Annotated in this window: 19 protein-coding genes; 11 read left to right on the plus strand and 8 right to left on the minus strand. The window is 36.9% G+C overall.

Translation table 11 applies throughout. The features are described 5' to 3' along the window. Positions 1-7 precede the first annotated feature (7 nt). From ACMAYS_RS03845 to ACMAYS_RS03865, 5 genes are all read left to right on the plus strand, one after another. Positions 8-1,279, plus strand: coding sequence for a glutamate-1-semialdehyde 2,1-aminomutase (locus ACMAYS_RS03845; protein ID WP_233189681.1), 1,272 nt, complete (start codon positions 8-10; stop codon positions 1,277-1,279). After that, positions 1,270-2,184 (plus strand): sensor histidine kinase, encoded by a 915-nt coding sequence (locus ACMAYS_RS03850; protein WP_103216837.1) that lies wholly within the window; start codon positions 1,270-1,272, stop codon positions 2,182-2,184. Before ACMAYS_RS03845 ends, ACMAYS_RS03850 begins: the two co-directional genes overlap by 10 nt. Beyond that, a complete protein-coding gene (locus ACMAYS_RS03855; protein WP_392991455.1) occupies positions 2,177-2,875 on the plus strand; it encodes a response regulator transcription factor in 699 nt (232 codons plus the stop codon). Before ACMAYS_RS03850 ends, ACMAYS_RS03855 begins: the two co-directional genes overlap by 8 nt. A gap of 2 nt (positions 2,876-2,877) precedes the next feature. Continuing rightward, on the plus strand, positions 2,878-3,915 hold the full coding sequence (locus ACMAYS_RS03860; RefSeq protein ID WP_103216835.1) for a uroporphyrinogen decarboxylase family protein: 1,038 nt from the start codon (positions 2,878-2,880) through the stop codon (positions 3,913-3,915). 148 nt (positions 3,916-4,063) lie between these two features. Then, positions 4,064-5,263, plus strand: a complete 1,200-nt coding sequence (locus tag ACMAYS_RS03865; protein WP_103216834.1) for a M20/M25/M40 family metallo-hydrolase — start codon at positions 4,064-4,066, stop codon at positions 5,261-5,263. Positions 5,264-5,316: 53 nt separating this feature from the next. On the opposite strand, the gene ACMAYS_RS03870 is transcribed toward ACMAYS_RS03865, so the two are convergent. Genes ACMAYS_RS03870 through ACMAYS_RS03885 form a run of 4 tightly spaced genes read right to left on the minus strand, consistent with a single transcriptional unit; the run spans position 5,317 to position 8,521 of the window. Next, on the minus strand, positions 5,317-6,093 hold the full coding sequence (locus ACMAYS_RS03870; RefSeq protein ID WP_392991453.1) for an exodeoxyribonuclease III: 777 nt from the start codon (positions 6,091-6,093) through the stop codon (positions 5,317-5,319). A gap of 2 nt (positions 6,094-6,095) precedes the next feature. After that, positions 6,096-6,863: an enoyl-ACP reductase gene (locus tag ACMAYS_RS03875; protein WP_103216832.1), complete on the minus strand. Its 768-nt coding sequence runs from the start codon at positions 6,861-6,863 to the stop codon at positions 6,096-6,098. 29 nt (positions 6,864-6,892) lie between these two features. Beyond that, a complete protein-coding gene (locus tag ACMAYS_RS03880; RefSeq protein WP_392991451.1) occupies positions 6,893-7,570 on the minus strand; it encodes a response regulator transcription factor in 678 nt (225 codons plus the stop codon). Continuing rightward, a complete protein-coding gene (locus ACMAYS_RS03885; RefSeq protein WP_392991450.1) occupies positions 7,571-8,521 on the minus strand; it encodes a sensor histidine kinase in 951 nt (316 codons plus the stop codon). Between the two features lie 71 nt (positions 8,522-8,592). On the opposite strand from ACMAYS_RS03885, the gene deoC reads away from it, so the two are divergent. The 3 genes from deoC (at position 8,593) to ACMAYS_RS03900 (ending at position 9,982) form a co-directional block, all read left to right on the plus strand. Further along, positions 8,593-9,261 (plus strand): deoxyribose-phosphate aldolase, encoded by a 669-nt coding sequence (gene deoC / locus ACMAYS_RS03890; RefSeq protein WP_392991448.1) that lies wholly within the window; start codon positions 8,593-8,595, stop codon positions 9,259-9,261. A gap of 72 nt (positions 9,262-9,333) precedes the next feature. Then, positions 9,334-9,621 (plus strand): hypothetical protein, encoded by a 288-nt coding sequence (locus ACMAYS_RS03895; protein ID WP_103216828.1) that lies wholly within the window; start codon positions 9,334-9,336, stop codon positions 9,619-9,621. A 91-nt stretch (positions 9,622-9,712) separates the two neighbouring features. Continuing rightward, complete coding sequence (locus ACMAYS_RS03900; RefSeq protein WP_103216827.1) at positions 9,713-9,982, plus strand: TIGR02530 family flagellar biosynthesis protein; 270 nt, start codon at positions 9,713-9,715, stop codon at positions 9,980-9,982. Here ACMAYS_RS03900 and ACMAYS_RS03905 read toward each other — a convergent pair. Together ACMAYS_RS03905 and ACMAYS_RS03910 are read right to left on the minus strand one after the other, a co-directional pair. Next, entirely contained in the window at positions 9,977-11,008 is a 1,032-nt protein-coding gene (locus ACMAYS_RS03905; protein WP_103216826.1) for a CpaF family protein, read from the minus strand. The two genes, ACMAYS_RS03900 and ACMAYS_RS03905, sit on opposite strands and share 6 nt — an antisense overlap. 32 nt (positions 11,009-11,040) lie before the next feature. After that, positions 11,041-11,718 (minus strand): hypothetical protein, encoded by a 678-nt coding sequence (locus tag ACMAYS_RS03910; RefSeq protein ID WP_103216825.1) that lies wholly within the window; start codon positions 11,716-11,718, stop codon positions 11,041-11,043. A gap of 73 nt (positions 11,719-11,791) precedes the next feature. Here ACMAYS_RS03910 and ACMAYS_RS03915 point away from each other — a divergent pair, with 73 nt between their 5' ends. Genes ACMAYS_RS03915 through ACMAYS_RS03925 form a run of 3 tightly spaced genes read left to right on the plus strand, consistent with a single transcriptional unit; the run spans position 11,792 to position 13,136 of the window. After that, a complete protein-coding gene (locus tag ACMAYS_RS03915) occupies positions 11,792-12,289 on the plus strand; it encodes a hypothetical protein (RefSeq protein WP_103216824.1) in 498 nt (165 codons plus the stop codon). Further along, positions 12,279-12,623 (plus strand): hypothetical protein, encoded by a 345-nt coding sequence (locus ACMAYS_RS03920; RefSeq protein ID WP_103216823.1) that lies wholly within the window; start codon positions 12,279-12,281, stop codon positions 12,621-12,623. Before ACMAYS_RS03915 ends, ACMAYS_RS03920 begins: the two co-directional genes overlap by 11 nt. A 9-nt stretch (positions 12,624-12,632) precedes the next feature. Next, positions 12,633-13,136 carry a YtfJ family protein gene (locus ACMAYS_RS03925; RefSeq protein ID WP_103216822.1) on the plus strand — a complete coding sequence of 168 codons (504 nt, stop codon included), beginning with the start codon at positions 12,633-12,635 and terminating at the stop codon, positions 13,134-13,136. An 18-nt stretch (positions 13,137-13,154) separates the two neighbouring features. Here the strand turns inward: ACMAYS_RS03925 and ACMAYS_RS03930 are convergent, their stop codons facing one another. Together ACMAYS_RS03930 and ACMAYS_RS03935 are read right to left on the minus strand one after the other, a co-directional pair. After that, positions 13,155-14,825 carry a CRTAC1 family protein gene (locus ACMAYS_RS03930; RefSeq protein ID WP_412462779.1) on the minus strand — a complete coding sequence of 557 codons (1,671 nt, stop codon included), beginning with the start codon at positions 14,823-14,825 and terminating at the stop codon, positions 13,155-13,157. Positions 14,826-14,899: 74 nt separating this feature from the next. Beyond that, on the minus strand, positions 14,900-16,666 hold the full coding sequence (locus ACMAYS_RS03935) for an acyl-CoA dehydrogenase family protein (protein ID WP_158246782.1): 1,767 nt from the start codon (positions 16,664-16,666) through the stop codon (positions 14,900-14,902). Positions 16,667-16,740 lie beyond the last annotated feature (74 nt).

Raw genomic sequence — 16,740 nt, forward strand, 5'->3', positions numbered from 1 at the left:
ATTACATATGAGCAATATGCACACAGAAATTTTTGAAAAAAGTAAGAAGATGGTTCCAGGTGGAGTTCACTCACCTGTTCGTTCATTCAAAGGAATGACATCAACACCAAAATTCTTTAAAAGCGCTAAAGGTGCTTACTTTACAGATATCGAAGGTAAAGAATATATCGACTTTTGCATGAGCTTTGGGCCACTCGTTCTTGGACACCAAAACGAAACTGTAAAAGAAAAACTAACTGAGGCTTTAGGTCGTGGCTGGAGTTATGGTGCTTGTGAACCATATTCAGTTGATCTAGCTGAATACCTACTTTCTCGTCTTACACATGTTGATCAAATCAGATTTGTAAACTCGGGAACAGAAGCAGTTATGACAGCACTTCGTCTTGCACGTGGTGTGACAGGAAGAAATAAAATTATTAAGTTTAATGGTTGCTACCACGGTCACGTTGATGCCATGCTAATTAAAGCGGGATCAGGACTTGCTGGTGCTGCTGAGTCTTCTTCTCTTGGTGTTCCAAAAGGTGTTGCAGATGACACTCTAATTCTAGAGCTTGAAGATCTTGAGGGTGTAAAGAAATGCTTTGAAGATCACAAAGATGAAATCGCTGCAATCATTGTTGAGCCACTTCCGGCAAATAATGGCCTCTTAATTCAAGACCAAGCATTCCTTGAAGGATTAAGAGAGATCACAAAAGCAAATGATGCACTTTTAATTTTTGATGAAGTAATTTCAGGCTTCCGTGTTGCTTTTGGTGGTATGGCAGAACTGACTGGAATCACTCCAGATATCGTTACTTACGGTAAAGTAATTGGTGGTGGTCTTCCAGTTGGAGCAATTGCGGCCAAGAAAGAAATTATGGAACACCTTGCTCCTGTTGGTGGTGTTTACCAAGCTGGAACTCTAAGTGCAAACCCACTTGCAATGGTTGGTGGACTTGAGACACTTAAACAAATGACAAAAGAGAGCTACCAAGAGCTTGAAGATAATACTCTAAGAATTGTAAATATCTTTAAGAAGTGGCTTGCTGAATATAACGATGGTCAATTTTCAAACTACAACGTAATTCACCACTCTTCTCTATTTTGGATCGTTCCAGGAGATAAGATAAAGTCAGTTGGAAATATTCCAGGCAATATTGGTGAAGACTTTGTTCCACTATTTGAACTTCTTCTTGAAAAGGGAATTTACCTGTCTCCAAATGCATATGAAGTTGGATTTGGTTCACTTGCACATAACGAAGAAGTTGCGAAGGATTTAGAGAACAGACTTTGGAACTAAAGAAAGCTTCTTCTCCATTCTTTTTAATCTCAACGATTACGACGGGACTAATTGGGCTCTTTGGCCTGTGGTGGCTCTTTTTAATTTTTAAAATGAGTGACCGCTTGGCAAAACTTAATATCACAGAGGGCCCAGACATAGGCTCACTAATTAAATGGGAAGGAATTACGTTTCTGGTCCTTATTCTCATTCTAGTGAGCTCTCACACTCTCCTCTTTATCAGAGACCAGAGAAAGAATCGCTCGATTGCAGCTTTCTTTGCAGGGCTTACGCATGAGCTTAAGACTCCCCTTGCAAGCATAAAACTTCAATCTGAAGTCATTAAAGATGAAGTTGAAAAAGACTCAAACCAAAGACTTCAAAAACTTACGACTCGCTTAATTGACGATACGATTCGACTAGAGAATCAAATGGATAAAATCCTACAGCTCTCACGTATAGAGCGAGGTGGAAACTTAAATTGTACAGATATTGAAGTAGGTCATTTCCTAGAAAATATTATTGAGAGTGGCTACCAAAATAAATTGAATGTTACGGTAACTAAGGAAGTAAAAAACATTAGCCTTCAAGCTGACGAGTTTGCTCTAAGTATCATTTTCAAAAACCTTTTAGAAAATACTATTTCACATACTGATTCGAATGAAGTTGAAATTACGATCAGTACTAAAGGACAGGCCGTAAATATCAGATATCATGATCGCGGCAGTTTTAGTGGTGATGTCAAAAAGCTTGGAAAGCTTTTCTACAAGCACCAATCGACGAAAGGCTCAGGCATAGGCCTATACCTTTCGAAGAAATTAATTGAAACGATGAAAGGTCAATTTAATATAACTTTAGATAAAGGCTTAATCTTCGATATTCAATTACCACTATCAGAACAAAGTGACGGAGGTAAAGATGAATAACTTCGGAAAGATTCTTGTCGTTGAAGATGATAACAATCTAGGTGATACACTAAGCGAATACTTAGGCGACATCGGTCACGAATGCCGACTTGCAAAGAATGTTAAAGACGCTCGTTACTATTTCGAAGACTTCAAACCAAATATCATTCTAATGGATATTGGACTTCCAGACGGAAATGGGATTGATCTTGCTAAAGACTTTAGAAAGCTTAGAAAAGACTTCATTCTTCTTTTCTTATCTGCTCTAAATGATCCTCAAACAAAAGTTGAAGGGTTTGAAGCAGGTGGCGAAGATTATATTACAAAGCCATTTGCTCTAAAAGAGCTAACGATAAGACTGGATCGACTACTAAGCTTTAAGACTAATATCGACTCCCTTGAGGAAGAAATTCTTATTGGTGATTTAAAAATTTGGCCAAAGCGATTTGAAGTACAAGATGGCGACGGCAGGATACTAAATCTAACACAAAAAGAGTGTGCCATTCTAGAAATCTTACTAAAGAAAAAGAATGAAGCTGTTGAAAGAGATTTTATTATTGACGAAGTATGGGGTGAAGATAAATTTCCATCACAACGTACTGTAGATAACTATATTGTTAAACTTAGAAAATGGGCCGAGAGTGACTCAAAGAACTCACTTGAGATTCAAAGTGTTCGCGGAATTGGCTACAAGCTTATTATAAAGGAATAAAAATGGGATTATTTAACGATCGCAAAAGTGAAAATGGAAAAGAATTTGTACCTGTATGGTTTATGAGACAAGCTGGGCGCTACCACGACCACTACCAAGGTATGAAAAAAGATCATACATTCATGGAGCTATGTAAAAAACCAGAGCTTGCATGTGAAGTAACAATGGGCCCAATCAATGACTTTAAATTTGATGCGGCCATTCTATTCTCAGATCTACTCTTCCCTCTAGAGCAAATGGGAATGGGCCTAGAGTATGCTCCAGGACCAAAGCTTGAAAAAACTCTAGAAACTGTTGCAGATGTAAAAGCACTTAAATTCTTAGATAGCGCAGAGAACTTTTATAAATTCCAAGGAGAAGCATGTACTCTTCTTAAAGATGCTCTACCAAGTAACAAGACACTTCTAGGTTTCGTAGGTGCTCCTTTCACTCTTTATACATATGCAGTTGAAGGATCTCATGCTGGTGCCTTATACAGCTCAAAAATTGGTCTATATGACGGACGTTGGGATGCATTTGTCGATCTACTTCTTCCAGAACTACTAGGAGAAATGAGAGCTCAGGCCATTGGTGGCGCAGACGCAATGTGTCTTTTTGATACAGCAGCCGGTGAGCTTAATTTTGAAGATTACACTCAAAAAGTACTACCAGTACTTAAGAAAGTAACTGCTGAATTCAAAAAAGAATTCCCAAATAAGAAAGTAATTTACTACTCAAAAATGACTCACCTTAGATACCTACAGGCGATTGAAGATGACAATATTGATGTACTAGGTATCGATTGGCGTCATGACCTTGGTCATGTTTTAAATACTCTAGGAAATGACTATTATATTCAAGGAAACCTTGAACCAGCTTATCTAGGACTTCCATGGGAGACTCTTGAGAAGAAGTGGATGGACCTATATGAGTCAGTGCAAAATGCTAATGCGCCGATGAATAAATGGATTTGCGGTCTTGGACACGGGTGCCTTCAGTGGATCGATCAAGAAAATGTACGTAAAAGTGTTGATTTAATTCAAACAAAATTTCAATATTAATTATTTGGGCGCAAAGCGCCCAAACTCCCTTCCTAGACGTCTTCTCCAACATCTGTGTAAGAAGATAACAGAATCTATCTCTATTTTAATTATCTGATTGGCCCTAAAATAATTTAGTTACAGTTATAAAATAACCAAGGAAGGTTAGATGAAAATTACACGCAAGATTTGTGTTCAGTTACTAGCAGGACTCTCACTACTTACAATTAATACTCATGCGTTTGAGCACAACTACATCGTGACAGGAAAGGACTTATTCCAGTCAACGCAAAGTCTACACTCGAATCTGCAAATTGATATTATTAAGGTTGAAAAAGACCTTGTTATTGCTAAGACAAAAATTATGAGCGAGCAAGCTGAGATCTCTCACCTTGCACACGAAGAGCATCAAAGATGTGGTGGTTTCTTTGCGTTTCAAACGAAAGAAGAAGCACTTCAATTCGTAAAAGAACAAAAAGAAAACTCAAATATTAATGCATTCTTAGCTGATTACACAATCAACCAAGAAGATCTTGTTAGATCGGCCATTGCAAATGCAAAAGAAAGCTCAATAAGAAGTGTTATTGAAAAGCTTTCTAGCTACAATAACAGATATTATAAATCTGAAACAGGTGTTGATTCTCAACAGTGGCTTAAAGATCACTGGACAAGCCTAACATCACACCGTTCTGATATTAGTGTTGATTTCTTTAACCACTCTTCATACCCACAACCATCAGTTATTGCGACAATCAAAGGTAAGAGTGATGATGTTATTGTAATCGGTGGTCACGGTGACTCAATCGCAGGTTGGTGGGGACGCACAAACGCTCATGCACCAGGTGCCGATGATAACGCTTCAGGTGTGGCAACGGTTACTGAAGTTTTAAAAACACTAGCTCAAAGTGGTTACCAACCAGAAAAAACAATTATGTTCATGTCTTATGCTGCCGAAGAAGTTGGTCTTCTAGGTTCTAAAGAAATTGCACAAACTTTTAAAAGACAAGGTAAGAACGTTGTTGGTGTTATGCAACTTGATATGACAAACTTCAATGGTTCAAACGATGACATCACAATCATCACAGATTATACAAACGAAGCACAAAATAACTTCCTAGGTTCTCTATTAGATAAGTATCTTCCAGAACTATCTTGGGGACGTGATACTTGTGGTTATGCTTGTTCAGATCATGCTTCATGGACTGCTCAAGGCTTCCCTGCTTCAACACCATTTGAAACTCGCAAACGTGAAATGAATGGAAAAATCCACTCATCTCGTGACACTCTAGATAATATGGGTGGAACAGCTGATCACGCTCTAAAGTTTGCGAAACTAGCACTAGCATTCACAATCGAACTTGATAGATAGGATATCTCTCGACTTTGATCAAATAAAAAAAGCCAGCTTATGCTGGCTTTTTTTTATTTAAATTCAATCGATAGTGGACAGTGATCACTTCCCATAACATCTGGCTGATGCCAGCAGTTTTTCACACGAGAAACAAACTCATCAGTTGACCAGAAGTAATCAATACGCCAGCCTACATTCCTTGCACGACAATCTCCGCGGTAAGTCCACCAAGTGTAGTGGCCATTCTCTTCAGCAGAAGTGTACTCGCGAAACAAATCAGTAAAGCCCTGTGCCTTAAACTCATCCATCCATTCGCGCTCAATAGGAAGAAAACCAGTCGTCTTTGTATTTGTCTTTGGATTTGCAAGATCATTTGCCGTATGCGCAGTATTATAATCTCCACAAATCACAACTTCTTTTTTCGTCTTCTTCTTTAGAGCTAATGCTTTATCAGCAACAGCACGACAAAAGTTTAACTTATATGGAACTCGAGCGTGATCTCTTTGTCCATTTGGAAAGTAACAATTAAAAAGAATGTAATCATCAAATTCAGAAATGATCGTTCTGCCTTCACAATCGAACTCAGGAATTCCAAGCCCTATCGTGTGCTTAACATTGATCCCCTTTCGAACCCAAGTAGCAACACCTGAATAGCCCTTCTTTTCAGCAGGAGCAATTAGCACTTCGTGGTTATCAGGATTATTTAAGCGATCACTTAATTGTTCAGGTAATGCCTTCGTTTCTTGAAGACAGATTACATCTGAATTATCTTCTAAATACCAATCGTAAAAACCTTTTTTTTCGCAGGCCCTAAGACCTGCGACGTTCCAACTAGAAATTTTAGTCAAAACTAAGCTCCTAAGATCGAGATACCAGAGTCAACGTAAAGAACTTGTCCAGTAACACCGTTAGCAAGACGAGAACCTAAGAATACCGCTGCTCCACCAACATCTTCTTGAGTAACATTGCGACGAAGTGGCGACTTCTCTTCAACATCATTTAGGAAACCTTTAAGCCCTGGAACACCAGAAGCAGCAAGAGTTCTAATTGGACCTGCTGAAATACAGTTTACGCGAATTCCTTCTGGACCTAGATCATCTGCAAGGTATCTCATTGTTGATTCAAGAGATGCTTTGGCAACACCCATTACATTGTAACCATTAAGAACCTTAACTGATCCGTGGTAAGTAAGAGCGATAACTGAACAATCTTTTGCCATAATAGGCTTTAGAACATTACACACACCTAGTAGTGAGTATGCTGAAATATCTTGTGCCATCTTGAAACCTTCACGGCTTGTTTTATGGAAACGATCTTTAAGATCAGTTTTATCTGCAAATGCTAGAGAGTGAACGATTACATCAACCTCTCCCCATTTTTCTTTTACGATTTCCGCCATCTGAGTCATATGATCTTCATTTTGAACGTCTAGTTCAAATGTAAACTCTCCACCGATTTGTTCACTTAGTGGCTCAACTCTTTTTTGAAGTGCTTCATTAAGATATGAAAACGCAAGACGTGCACCTTGTTCTTTCATTTGTGTTGCAATTCCCCATGCAATTGACTTGTCATTTGCAAGTCCTAGGACAAGAACTTTCTTTCCTTCTAAAATTCCCATTTATTACTCCATTTCTATTTAGTTATTTATTATTTAATAAATTTGTATCCGACAGATCGGATACTTATTATATGTTTTGGTTCCTTAGGGTTCTCTTCAAAGTATTTTCTAAAACGTACAATGAAGTTGTCAATGGTACGAGTATTTGAATCCTTTTTGTAGCCTAATAATTCAAGTAACTCACCGCGCGTAACCACTTCACCCTCATTTTGCGTTAAAAGTGTCAAAATCTTCACTTCCTGCTCTGTTAGAGTATATTCCTCTCCCTGGCAGAGTGCTTTAAAGTCAGAAAAGTGTATTTCATTGGCCCCAAATTTATATATAGTGACTTCCTTTTTTGTCCAACTAGAACGCTTTAAAAGACGTTTTACTCGCAAGATGAACTCATCTAAGTTAAAAGGCTTCGATAAGTAATCATCAGTACCTAAATTAAAACAGCGCACTTTTGATTTCGAGCTATCCTTTGCAGAAAGAACAAGAACTGGTGTTTTCTCATTAATCTCTCGTATTTGCACAAGAATATCTTCACCACTTATTACCGGAAGCATGAGATCCAAGACAACTAAATCAAACTCTTGATCCTTATATAATTTTATTCCCAAATCTCCTCGATTTGCATGAACGACTTCATAGCCTTCTAGTTCGAGGTTTAAGATAATACCTTTCGCAATATTTTGCTCATCTTCAATAAGTAAAATACGACTCATTTAACTAACCCTATTTTTAAATAATAACTTTAATGTCATCCCCTGATCGACACCTTCACTTTCAGCGCTAATGCGTCCTCCATGAATTTTCATAATTTGAGTGGCCATATAAAGTCCGACACCACTTCCCTTTGATGACTTTCCAACTTGGTAGAATTTTTTAAAAATATTTTTCAAATCTTTTTCTTCTACACCATCACCATTATCAACAAAGAAGAGTTCACTAAAACGTTTCCCTTTTTGAAAGATGATCTCCATTGTCTTCACTTCTTTGCTATTGTAGCGAATTGCATTAGTCAAAATATTCATTAATAGAATATCAAAAAGCTTGCTATCAAATTCGATTGATTCTTCATTATCAAGATGTACAAACGATATATCAAGCTCAGAGAAATTATGACGATTACGATGAACAAACTCTTCGATGGTCTGGCGGATATTGATTTGTCTTAAATCAGGCTCGACTTTCTTTTCTTCGAGACGCCCAAGTTGAAGGATTTGCTCAATATTATCACCAAGTCTTTCAGTATCATGTCTCATAATATCGAGATATTCCAACTGCTTTTCTCTCTCAAAGCTATGGCGTTTTAAAGTATCAATAAAGATTGCAATCGAAGCAACGGGAGTCTTTAGTTCGTGAGTAAATCCATTAATAAAGTTTTGCTGCATACGATAGAGCTGGCGAAGTTTTTGGTAATAATAAAAAACCATACTAAAGCCAACGATAATAAGTGAAACTAAAATAGACAGAATTAAGATCATTACCCATGTTTCAGTTTGTTGGAACTGAACAAGAGGAATATTCGACTTCTTAACAAAGTCCGTTAACTTGGCATTAACCTCTAAGTAAGAAGAAATATAGAGATATAAAGAAATACCTAAGGCCACCAAGCTCGATATAAAGATAAAGAGCGGGTGAATAAAAAATGGACCGCGTTTAATAAGTGACATATTGCAAATATTAGCAATTATTGGCACTATTAGTTAAGAAAATAATAAAAGAATTTCTATCGAGGACAACTATGCAAGACATCGCTCAATTTATTGACCACACTTTATTAAAGCCTGAAGCAAGTAGCCTACAAATTAAAAAGCTATGCCAAGAAGCTAATGAGTATGGCTTTAAATCAGTTTGTATAAATCCAAGTAATATCCTCGAAGCAAGGAAGTATATTGACCCAAGTAAGTCACTTATTTGTACAGTTATTGGTTTTCCACTTGGCGCCATGACGACAGAAACAAAGGTTTTTGAAACTAAAGATGCCATCGAAAAAGGTGCAGATGAAATTGATATGGTTTTAAATATCGGAAGGCTAAAAGAAGGAAATCTTGAGTACGTTGAACAAGATATCGCCGCAGTGGTTAAGGCGGCAAACGGAAAAGTTGTTAAAGTTATCTTTGAAACATGTCTTTTAAATGAAAAAGAAATTCGTTTAGCGGCCAAAGCATCCATAAGTGCTGGTGCTAGCTTCATAAAAACATCAACTGGATTCTCAAGTGAAGGAGCTAATCCTGAAGTCGTCTCAATAATGATTGATGAGGCTCAAGGAAAATGTGAAGTAAAAGCCTCTGGTGGGGTTAGAAGTCTTGAGGATGCACGTAAATATCTAGAAATGGGTGTAAAAAGACTAGGAACGAGTTCTGGTGTCGCGATCATGGAAGGTGAAAAAAATATCACAACTTCTTACTAATGTGTAAGTTTGCATCTTAGTATGCTATTGATAGAAGTAGATGAGAGAGAGGGACTCACACAAGGAGTTTTCATGAAGTCTATTTTGCTATCAGCAACTGTAACTTTAGTTTCAATCAAGGCGTACGCAAGTCTGCCATGTGAGCAACTCGACCAAAACCTGGCTTATGAAAACACTCGCGAATTCATAAGTATCAAAAAGAAAATCACAGAAAATTCTCAAGTAAATGACGACATTCGAAATCGAATTAAATCACTTATTAAGAACACGAGAAATTACTACTTCAAATCAGGATGCCAAAACCTAAGACATCAGCAGCTTGGGATTTTATTAGAGCTTAATGAACTGAAGAAGTTATAAGATTTTCTTTACCCTTGCCTACCTACTATTGCGCCAAGCAAAGTGCCACAATGACTTTAGAGTCATTTAGGCCAAGGCCAGGAAGGGTTATATGGAGAGAGTCACACACCAATTAACAATTTCAAAACATGCAAAAAAGCGCCTGCTTGAGCGCCAAATTCACTTTAGCGAAAATGATTATAGCCGCTTAAATGAAGCTGCTCATAAATTGAAGTTAAAAGGCGTAAAGGAATCCTTAGTTATTACTGACGATGCAGCCTTTATTCTCGATATCGATCGCTACTGTTTAATAACAGCAGTAAATAAAGACGAACTTAGTGATAATATTTTCACTAAGATTGATGCAACAATGATCTTATAGCTCATTCCAATAATTTGTTGGTAATTCACCTTTTCGAGCTAACTCACTTGCAAGGTTTGGAACCGCACCGCCAAATACTAGCTCACCATTTTCAATTTCAAGAACTGAAGTCGTAAGGATATTATTTCCTTCCATATTGTTGACTTCCAGCACTTGCGTAACTTTTCTACGGCCGTCATCAGTACGTCCTAATTGAATAATGAAGTCGACTGCTGTTGAAATATACTTTCTAACAACATGATAAGGAAGATCAAAGCCTGCCATTAAAAAGAGGGCCTCTACTCTTTGTAAACATTCCACAGGAGAATTGGCGTGAATCGAAGTCATACTTCCATCATGTCCAGTGTTCATTGCCTGAATCATATCAAAAACTTCAGCTCCCCTTACCTCACCAATAAAGATACGATCTGGTCTCATACGAAGTGTATTCTTAACAAGTTGGCTCATCGAAAGCCCTTCTTGTCCACTTGTTAGCCCGGCCTCTAGCCTTACACAATTTGTATTAGGAACAACTAACTCGAGAGTATCTTCGATTGTAATGATTCTCTCATCAGGAGAAACTTCCTTAAGAAGCATATTCATAAATGTCGTCTTACCTGAACCAGTTCCACCAGAAATAAGAATATTTTTCTTGGCCTTAATAAGTGATTTGAAGAAAGGAATATATTTTTCATTAATTCCAAAAAGCTGAGAGTGCTTATCGAGTTGGAAATTATTTGAAAGATATTTTCTAATAGTGATTGAAGTACCTTGAGATGCATATGGTTCACTAATAATATTGATACGTGAACCATCTGGAAGTCTTCCATCTAAGATAGGATTTTCGTTTGAAAATTTCTTCTTATTAAATAGTGCCACTTCATTTGAGAAATCGAGAATATCTTTCTTATTAAGAGGTACGTTAAGTCCAATAAACTCTCCTCCTCTTTCAACAAAAACATTCTTTGTTCCATTGATTACAATTTCAGAAATCCCCTTCTTCGTTGAAAGGTCTTCTAACATTTTCCATACACTATTTTCTGCCATACTCTTCCTTCTTCATACTGAACAAAACTGACTTACACAGTCTTAGATGCAATTAAATCAGTATCTCCAATACTTAAGGCGTAATTAATTATATTTTTTTGTAATTGATACTTTTGATCAGTAGCAAGCATCGACTCTATTGTATCAAAGCTTTGTTTCGCTCTAATTAATCCAAAGAGCTTCTCCTCTCCTAAATATTTTAGAAAGTGAACAAGCATAAGGATAAGGATATCAATGCGGATATTACGATTTTTTGAAAGAGATAAAAGCTGATCAATTCTTCTATCCGGAAAGTATGGATGATCTTCAATCTTTTCAATATCAGACTCATAACAAGATACTTTTAAATACATTCCAAGTGAAATTAGGCGCGAATACCCACTTACTGTTTTGTCACGAAAACGAGATTCTATTTTTTTAATATCTTCGATCTCTTCAATAACGACAGCATGCGGATGATTACTATTATAGAGAAAGTTCATATAGTAGGCCAAGAGACGATCACGAATACCGTGCCAGCCATACTTCTTCACAAGAGAAGTTAAATCTGTTTCTTCACCGCCATTTAAAATACGATAAAGAATCCTACCCATAGCAGGAGATTCAAAAATAAATCTTTGCAAATCGACAGATGTGTTACTTGAACTTGAAACATCACTTATTAGTAACTGACAAAATCTATCGGGAAGCTCTACATAATCTAATTCCATAAAACTATGATAAATGAGATTTAGATGAGATTCCAGCTTTATATTAGTAAGGAGCTCCTGTTATAATGAATCTATGAAAACACCTATTCTAGAAGAATTCAAACTCAAGGCAATTGATAAGGAAGAAATTAAGACGGCACTTAAAACGTACCGAGTTGGTCATCAGCCTCTCTATCTCGATGCATCGAAATTACAGAGGGATCGACTAATAAAGCTTCTTGGGCTTTTATCAAATGTTTTGGAGGAACAAAATCTTTCACCTAAATTCCCTTATCCTTTCTATGTGATAACGGATGTTGAAGATATTTGGACGCGCTTTCCAATCTTTAAATCTCTTGAAGATCTACCAAAGTACTATCAATTTGAAGCGGCAAGGCCAACTAATAAAGAGCAAAAAGTCTTAGACTTCATTGATATCTCAGCTTCAAATATAAGAAATGAAGATGTACAGTTATGTCTTGATGAGTTTGGACGTACAATTGCATCCCAAAGGATAATTAAAGCACTTGCAAAAGAAGGTGCAAAACTTGAGAAATTAATTTCAATCTTGGAAGACGAAAATGTCAGATAACGATAACAACGACTTAAAGAAAATTGACCAACATATCAAAAAGGTCTTAGGTGATGAATTTGCACCAATTCCTAAAAAGCAATCTTCTGGAAGTGAAGAACATAAACTGACGAATTTTCTCGATATTGAAAAGAATCGCATAAAGCAGCTAAAGGACTTCTTTCAAACGAGAGTTCCAAATGTGATTGAATTGAATCAATTTGATGAGCTCATGCAAGAATTGGTTGAATATAATGACCAACTTCGTGCAAAAGTGTTAAAAAAGACAGTTCTAAAAGACTCAAAGTTTAGTCTAAACTTAAAGCAAATATTTAATAAAACTTTTATCGAATAGGAGAAGTGAATGAAGAAGTTTTTTATGATGGCGCTTATTTGTGCATCAACACTGGCAATGAAACCAGCTACAGTTGAAATTTCGGGTGAAAATGGTGGCCGTTTAAATGGTAAAGCGTGGTCGTCAACTGAATTAAAAGACAAAGTTCACGTACTCTTTTATGTTGATCCAGATGAAAAAGATTTAAATAACCATGCTTCAGAAGCACTAGCTCGTGAAAAGTTTGACCGCACTAAATATGCCTCAGTTGCAGTAATTAATATGGATGCAACTTGGCTTCCAAACTCAATCCTAGAAGGTGCTTTAGAAGATAAGCAAAAGAAATACCCAGATACAATTTACGTAAAAGATCTTGAAAAAGTAATCGTAAAAAAATGGAAAGGAATCGTAAAAGATGACGATTCGAATATCCTTGTCTTTGATAAAAAAGGTAGCTTAGTTTACAAGATCAATGGCAAAGCAAGCGAAGCTCAAGTGAAAGAGATGATTACAATTATCAAAAAGAATATGTAGTGGTAGGTGCGAAAGCACCTACTCTTTTATAACTGTCGTGGAGTTCATCAAGACAGGATAAGTTTTTCTAAGTTTCTTCCCATTTTTTAACAGATAAGGCCATTCAACAACAACTTCACTTACCTTCTCGTCACCAAGGCCAATATGTATATAAGATGTACTCTGAGGTTGGAATTGGCCAAATGATGGATAATGCTGACGAGTATATGTATTACCTTTATTCGTATCAGCTATTATTTTAGCTCCATAAGCTTCTCTATTTGAATTCTTTCCTACTAATTTTAGCTTTATATAATTCTTCTGTGGTAGTCGATTTTCAAAAAGATATACTCTAGGCTGAATTCTAAAATCACGAGTATTTGTCTGAATCGTTAAGATATCCATTCGCCCATCATCATTAAAATCAAACACTACTGTTGAGCTAGGGTTAACAATATCAATACCAAGATCCGGGCCTCGGTTAACTAACTCATGATCTCTTTCTTGCACAAAAGACACAAGCCTTGAGTGAGGAGGAAACCCTGAATTATCAACGAGTAGATCAATAAGGCCATCATTATTCAGATCAGTCCAAAGTCCTCTCATATCACCTTGGTTCCAATTCGCCTTCGCCTCATCATTTGTATACTCTGTACGAATAAATGAAATACTCTTAAGCCCTTTATTAGTTAAAATACTTGAGCGATCACGAGACTCTAAGTCCAGAGAGTGTGAGATTTCTCCCATGGCAATATCATAATAGCCATCATTATTATAATCGCCACAAATTGCAAAAGTTGAATTTCCGCCATTAAAGCGGCCACCACTTGTGATAGCATCCATACTATATCCGGAACTCACTCCTGCATCAGTATAGACGATACTCTTTCCACGCTTTGTGGAAAGCCACAACTTATTTGGATGGCCTGCAGAGTTACTTGTTAAAATGTCTGCGAAACCATCATTATTAATATCGCAAATACTTGAAGAAAATGTAGGGGCCACATTAATATAAGTATTGCCTCTTTCTTCTAATTCACTCGTTAGTGCTCCCGAGATTTCAGAAATTTTTCCATTCTTATAAGTAAAAAGTCTGTTTTCGATTGTTTTGCCCTCTTCGTTGCGATCAAACCAATTGGCAACAAAGAAGTCTAAAAAACCATCATTGTCATAATCAAAGATATTTACGTTAGAAATTGGCGCTATAAAATCAAAACTAGTTTCACTAAATTTTCTAAAAACAATTCCATTATTTCGCGATGGACTACCTTTGTAAGAAACAAGTGGCTTTTTCGTCAGTGCTGACTTTTGATTATGAATTCCCGTAATTACATCTACAATGCCGTCCTTATCGAGGTCTACAAATTGCATGAATGTAACCTGAACATCATCTTCAAAGTAAATATTCTTAGCTTTTACAAATCCATCGTCTGTCGCAAGATAAAATTGAGGAACAGAATAATTCCCATTTAAAAAGACAAGGTCTTCTCTTCCATCACCATTTATATCGTAAACATAAACACGTGATGCCTTAATACCATCAAGACCAAGCTTTTGAGTTACATCGACAAATTTCGAACTTGCCTTTGTTGGCCCATAGTTAAGTTTGACTTGTTTTGCTTTCGATTTTTTTTCTTTCTTTTTAAAGACCTTACTTGAACATGAAGTAGCAATTAGGGCCGAAGAAAGTAGGAGTAAAGAATATTTCATATGAATATTCTAATAGGCCCTAGCATTTTTTACTAGGGCCTAAGAGATTATTTTTTAATTGTAATGAGAAATAATTAGAAATTAATGATATCTAGGCCGTATCCATCATTTGCACAAACTTGATCAGAAGTTTCTTTAACAACTTTGTCATCGTGTGAAGTCATTGCCTTAAGATTTGTCACAACTACTGCTCTTGCATCTTTTAGTGCAACACGAGCAAGGTTAAGAGCATAGTCTTTCTTATCTTGTTCGATCTTATCACTATTAAGAATTGAAGTTGTACGAGAAATTACAGCAAGCATTACATAAAGATTCATTGCCATTTCAGCAATTCTCTTTTGTGGAAGCTCGTTACCGATAATATTCTTACCATACTTCATAAGAGTGTTTTCAACTTGAATCGCGAATTGACCAAGAAGAGAGTTAAACTTCCCTGCTTCTTTATCAAGTTTTGCGTGATGCTTAGTAATTAGTCGCTGACCAATCATCTTTGATAGACGACCTTTAGCAAAGTTAGTTAAAACACCTACAGACTTAATTGGATCTTGAAGAGCTTTTGATACATCAGCTGCTTTTCCAAGAGCTTTCATACTTTCAGATGGGTTTCTAATACCAGAAAGAGCAAGGAAGATTCTTAAAATTTCGTTTGTTCCTTCAAAGATCATATTAATACGAGAGTCTCTCATAATTCTTTCATATGGATACTCTTTCATATAACCGTTACCAGCAGCAATCTGCATTCCTTGGTCAACAACTTCCCAAAGAGATTCAGAACCATAGATCTTACATACAGCAGTCTCAAGGTAGTAGTCGTTAAGACCTTTACACATATTACCAGTTGTCATGTATACGATTGACTCTGTTGCATAAATTCTTGCTGCCATAAGAGCAAGTTTATCTTGGATAAGACCAAACTCAGCAATTGGTGCACCAAATTGCTTACGACCTTTAGCATGCTCAGTAGCAAGCTTTAGGATTGTCTTCATTCCACCTACACATCCAGCACCAAGTGAAAGACGTCCAGAGTTAAGAACGTTCATGGCGATCTTGAAACCTTTCCCAAGCTCACCTAGAATATTTTCTTTTGGAACGATTACTTTATCGAAGTATACTGCACGTGTTTCAGATGCACGGATCCCCATTTTGTTTTCTTTTTCACCAAATGAAAGACCTTCCATTCCTTTTTCAACGACGAAACAAGAAATTTTTTCTTTAATTTCACCGTCTACCTCATGATCTGTCTTACAGAACACAGAATAGAACTCTGCAGTACCTGCGTTAGTAATCCAAAGCTTTTGCCCTGTAATTGTATAAGTGCCGTCACCGTTATCAACGGCCTTTGTCTTAATTGAATAAGCGTCAGAACCTGATCCTGGCTCAGTTAAACAAAATGCTGCTAACTTTTCACCTGAAGCGAGTTGTGGAAGCCACTTTGCTTTCTGCTCCTCAGTCCCCTCGTTTAAAAGTGCACGGTAACCAATCGATTGGTGAGCACCGATCATCGTTGCAACTGCGCCATCAAAAGAAGCAACTTCAGCGAAAACGCGACTATAAAGAGTGTAGTCAAGACCAAGACCACCAAGATCTTCATGAACACCCATCCCAAAAAGCCCAAGCTCAGCTAAACCTTGCATTACTTCTGGTGGGATCACACCCTCATGATCCATCTTCTCACCGTCTAAAGTCCCCTCACAGAACTTGTTTACAGCGTTTACCATCTCACGACCAAAGTCTTGCTGCTCATCAGTAAAACCTGGGTATGGAAATACATTGTCTTCTTTAACTTCACCAAAGAATAGATCTCCAACAATGGAGTCCATCATTTGCTTTTCTTCACTCATCATTAAGTCCTTTTTTAAAATCCATCTATGTGGGTAGAAAATTGATTGACTGGAATTCCCTGACATTTTAGCAC

This window comes from Halobacteriovorax sp. RT-2-6 (assembly GCF_047085025.1).
Lineage (GTDB): Bacteria > Bdellovibrionota > Bacteriovoracia > Bacteriovoracales > Bacteriovoracaceae > Halobacteriovorax_A.

Bases quoted from the DNA above. Each gene is read 5' to 3' on its own strand.
- ACMAYS_RS03875 (WP_103216832.1), bottom strand. From the start codon at position 6,863: ATGGGAATTTTAGAAGGAAAGAAAGTTCTTGTCCTAGGACTTGCAAAT.
- ACMAYS_RS03920 (WP_103216823.1), top strand. From the start codon at position 12,279: ATGTCAGATAACGATAACAACGACTTAAAGAAAATTGACCAACATATC.
- ACMAYS_RS03935 (WP_158246782.1), bottom strand. From the start codon at position 16,666: ATGAGTGAAGAAAAGCAAATGATGGACTCCATTGTTGGAGATCTATTC.
- ACMAYS_RS03865 (WP_103216834.1), top strand. From the start codon at position 4,064: ATGAAAATTACACGCAAGATTTGTGTTCAGTTACTAGCAGGACTCTCA.
- ACMAYS_RS03925 (WP_103216822.1), top strand. From the start codon at position 12,633: ATGAAGAAGTTTTTTATGATGGCGCTTATTTGTGCATCAACACTGGCA.
- ACMAYS_RS03905 (WP_103216826.1), bottom strand. From the start codon at position 11,008: ATGGCAGAAAATAGTGTATGGAAAATGTTAGAAGACCTTTCAACGAAG.
- ACMAYS_RS03855 (WP_392991455.1), top strand. From the start codon at position 2,177: ATGAATAACTTCGGAAAGATTCTTGTCGTTGAAGATGATAACAATCTA.
- deoC (WP_392991448.1), top strand. From the start codon at position 8,593: ATGCAAGACATCGCTCAATTTATTGACCACACTTTATTAAAGCCTGAA.
- ACMAYS_RS03930 (WP_412462779.1), bottom strand. From the start codon at position 14,825: ATGAAATATTCTTTACTCCTACTTTCTTCGGCCCTAATTGCTACTTCA.
- ACMAYS_RS03910 (WP_103216825.1), bottom strand. From the start codon at position 11,718: ATGGAATTAGATTATGTAGAGCTTCCCGATAGATTTTGTCAGTTACTA.
- ACMAYS_RS03900 (WP_103216827.1), top strand. From the start codon at position 9,713: ATGGAGAGAGTCACACACCAATTAACAATTTCAAAACATGCAAAAAAG.
- ACMAYS_RS03845 (WP_233189681.1), top strand. From the start codon at position 8: ATGAGCAATATGCACACAGAAATTTTTGAAAAAAGTAAGAAGATGGTT.
- ACMAYS_RS03895 (WP_103216828.1), top strand. From the start codon at position 9,334: ATGAAGTCTATTTTGCTATCAGCAACTGTAACTTTAGTTTCAATCAAG.
- ACMAYS_RS03880 (WP_392991451.1), bottom strand. From the start codon at position 7,570: ATGAGTCGTATTTTACTTATTGAAGATGAGCAAAATATTGCGAAAGGT.
- ACMAYS_RS03885 (WP_392991450.1), bottom strand. From the start codon at position 8,521: ATGTCACTTATTAAACGCGGTCCATTTTTTATTCACCCGCTCTTTATC.
- ACMAYS_RS03860 (WP_103216835.1), top strand. From the start codon at position 2,878: ATGGGATTATTTAACGATCGCAAAAGTGAAAATGGAAAAGAATTTGTA.
- ACMAYS_RS03915 (WP_103216824.1), top strand. From the start codon at position 11,792: ATGAAAACACCTATTCTAGAAGAATTCAAACTCAAGGCAATTGATAAG.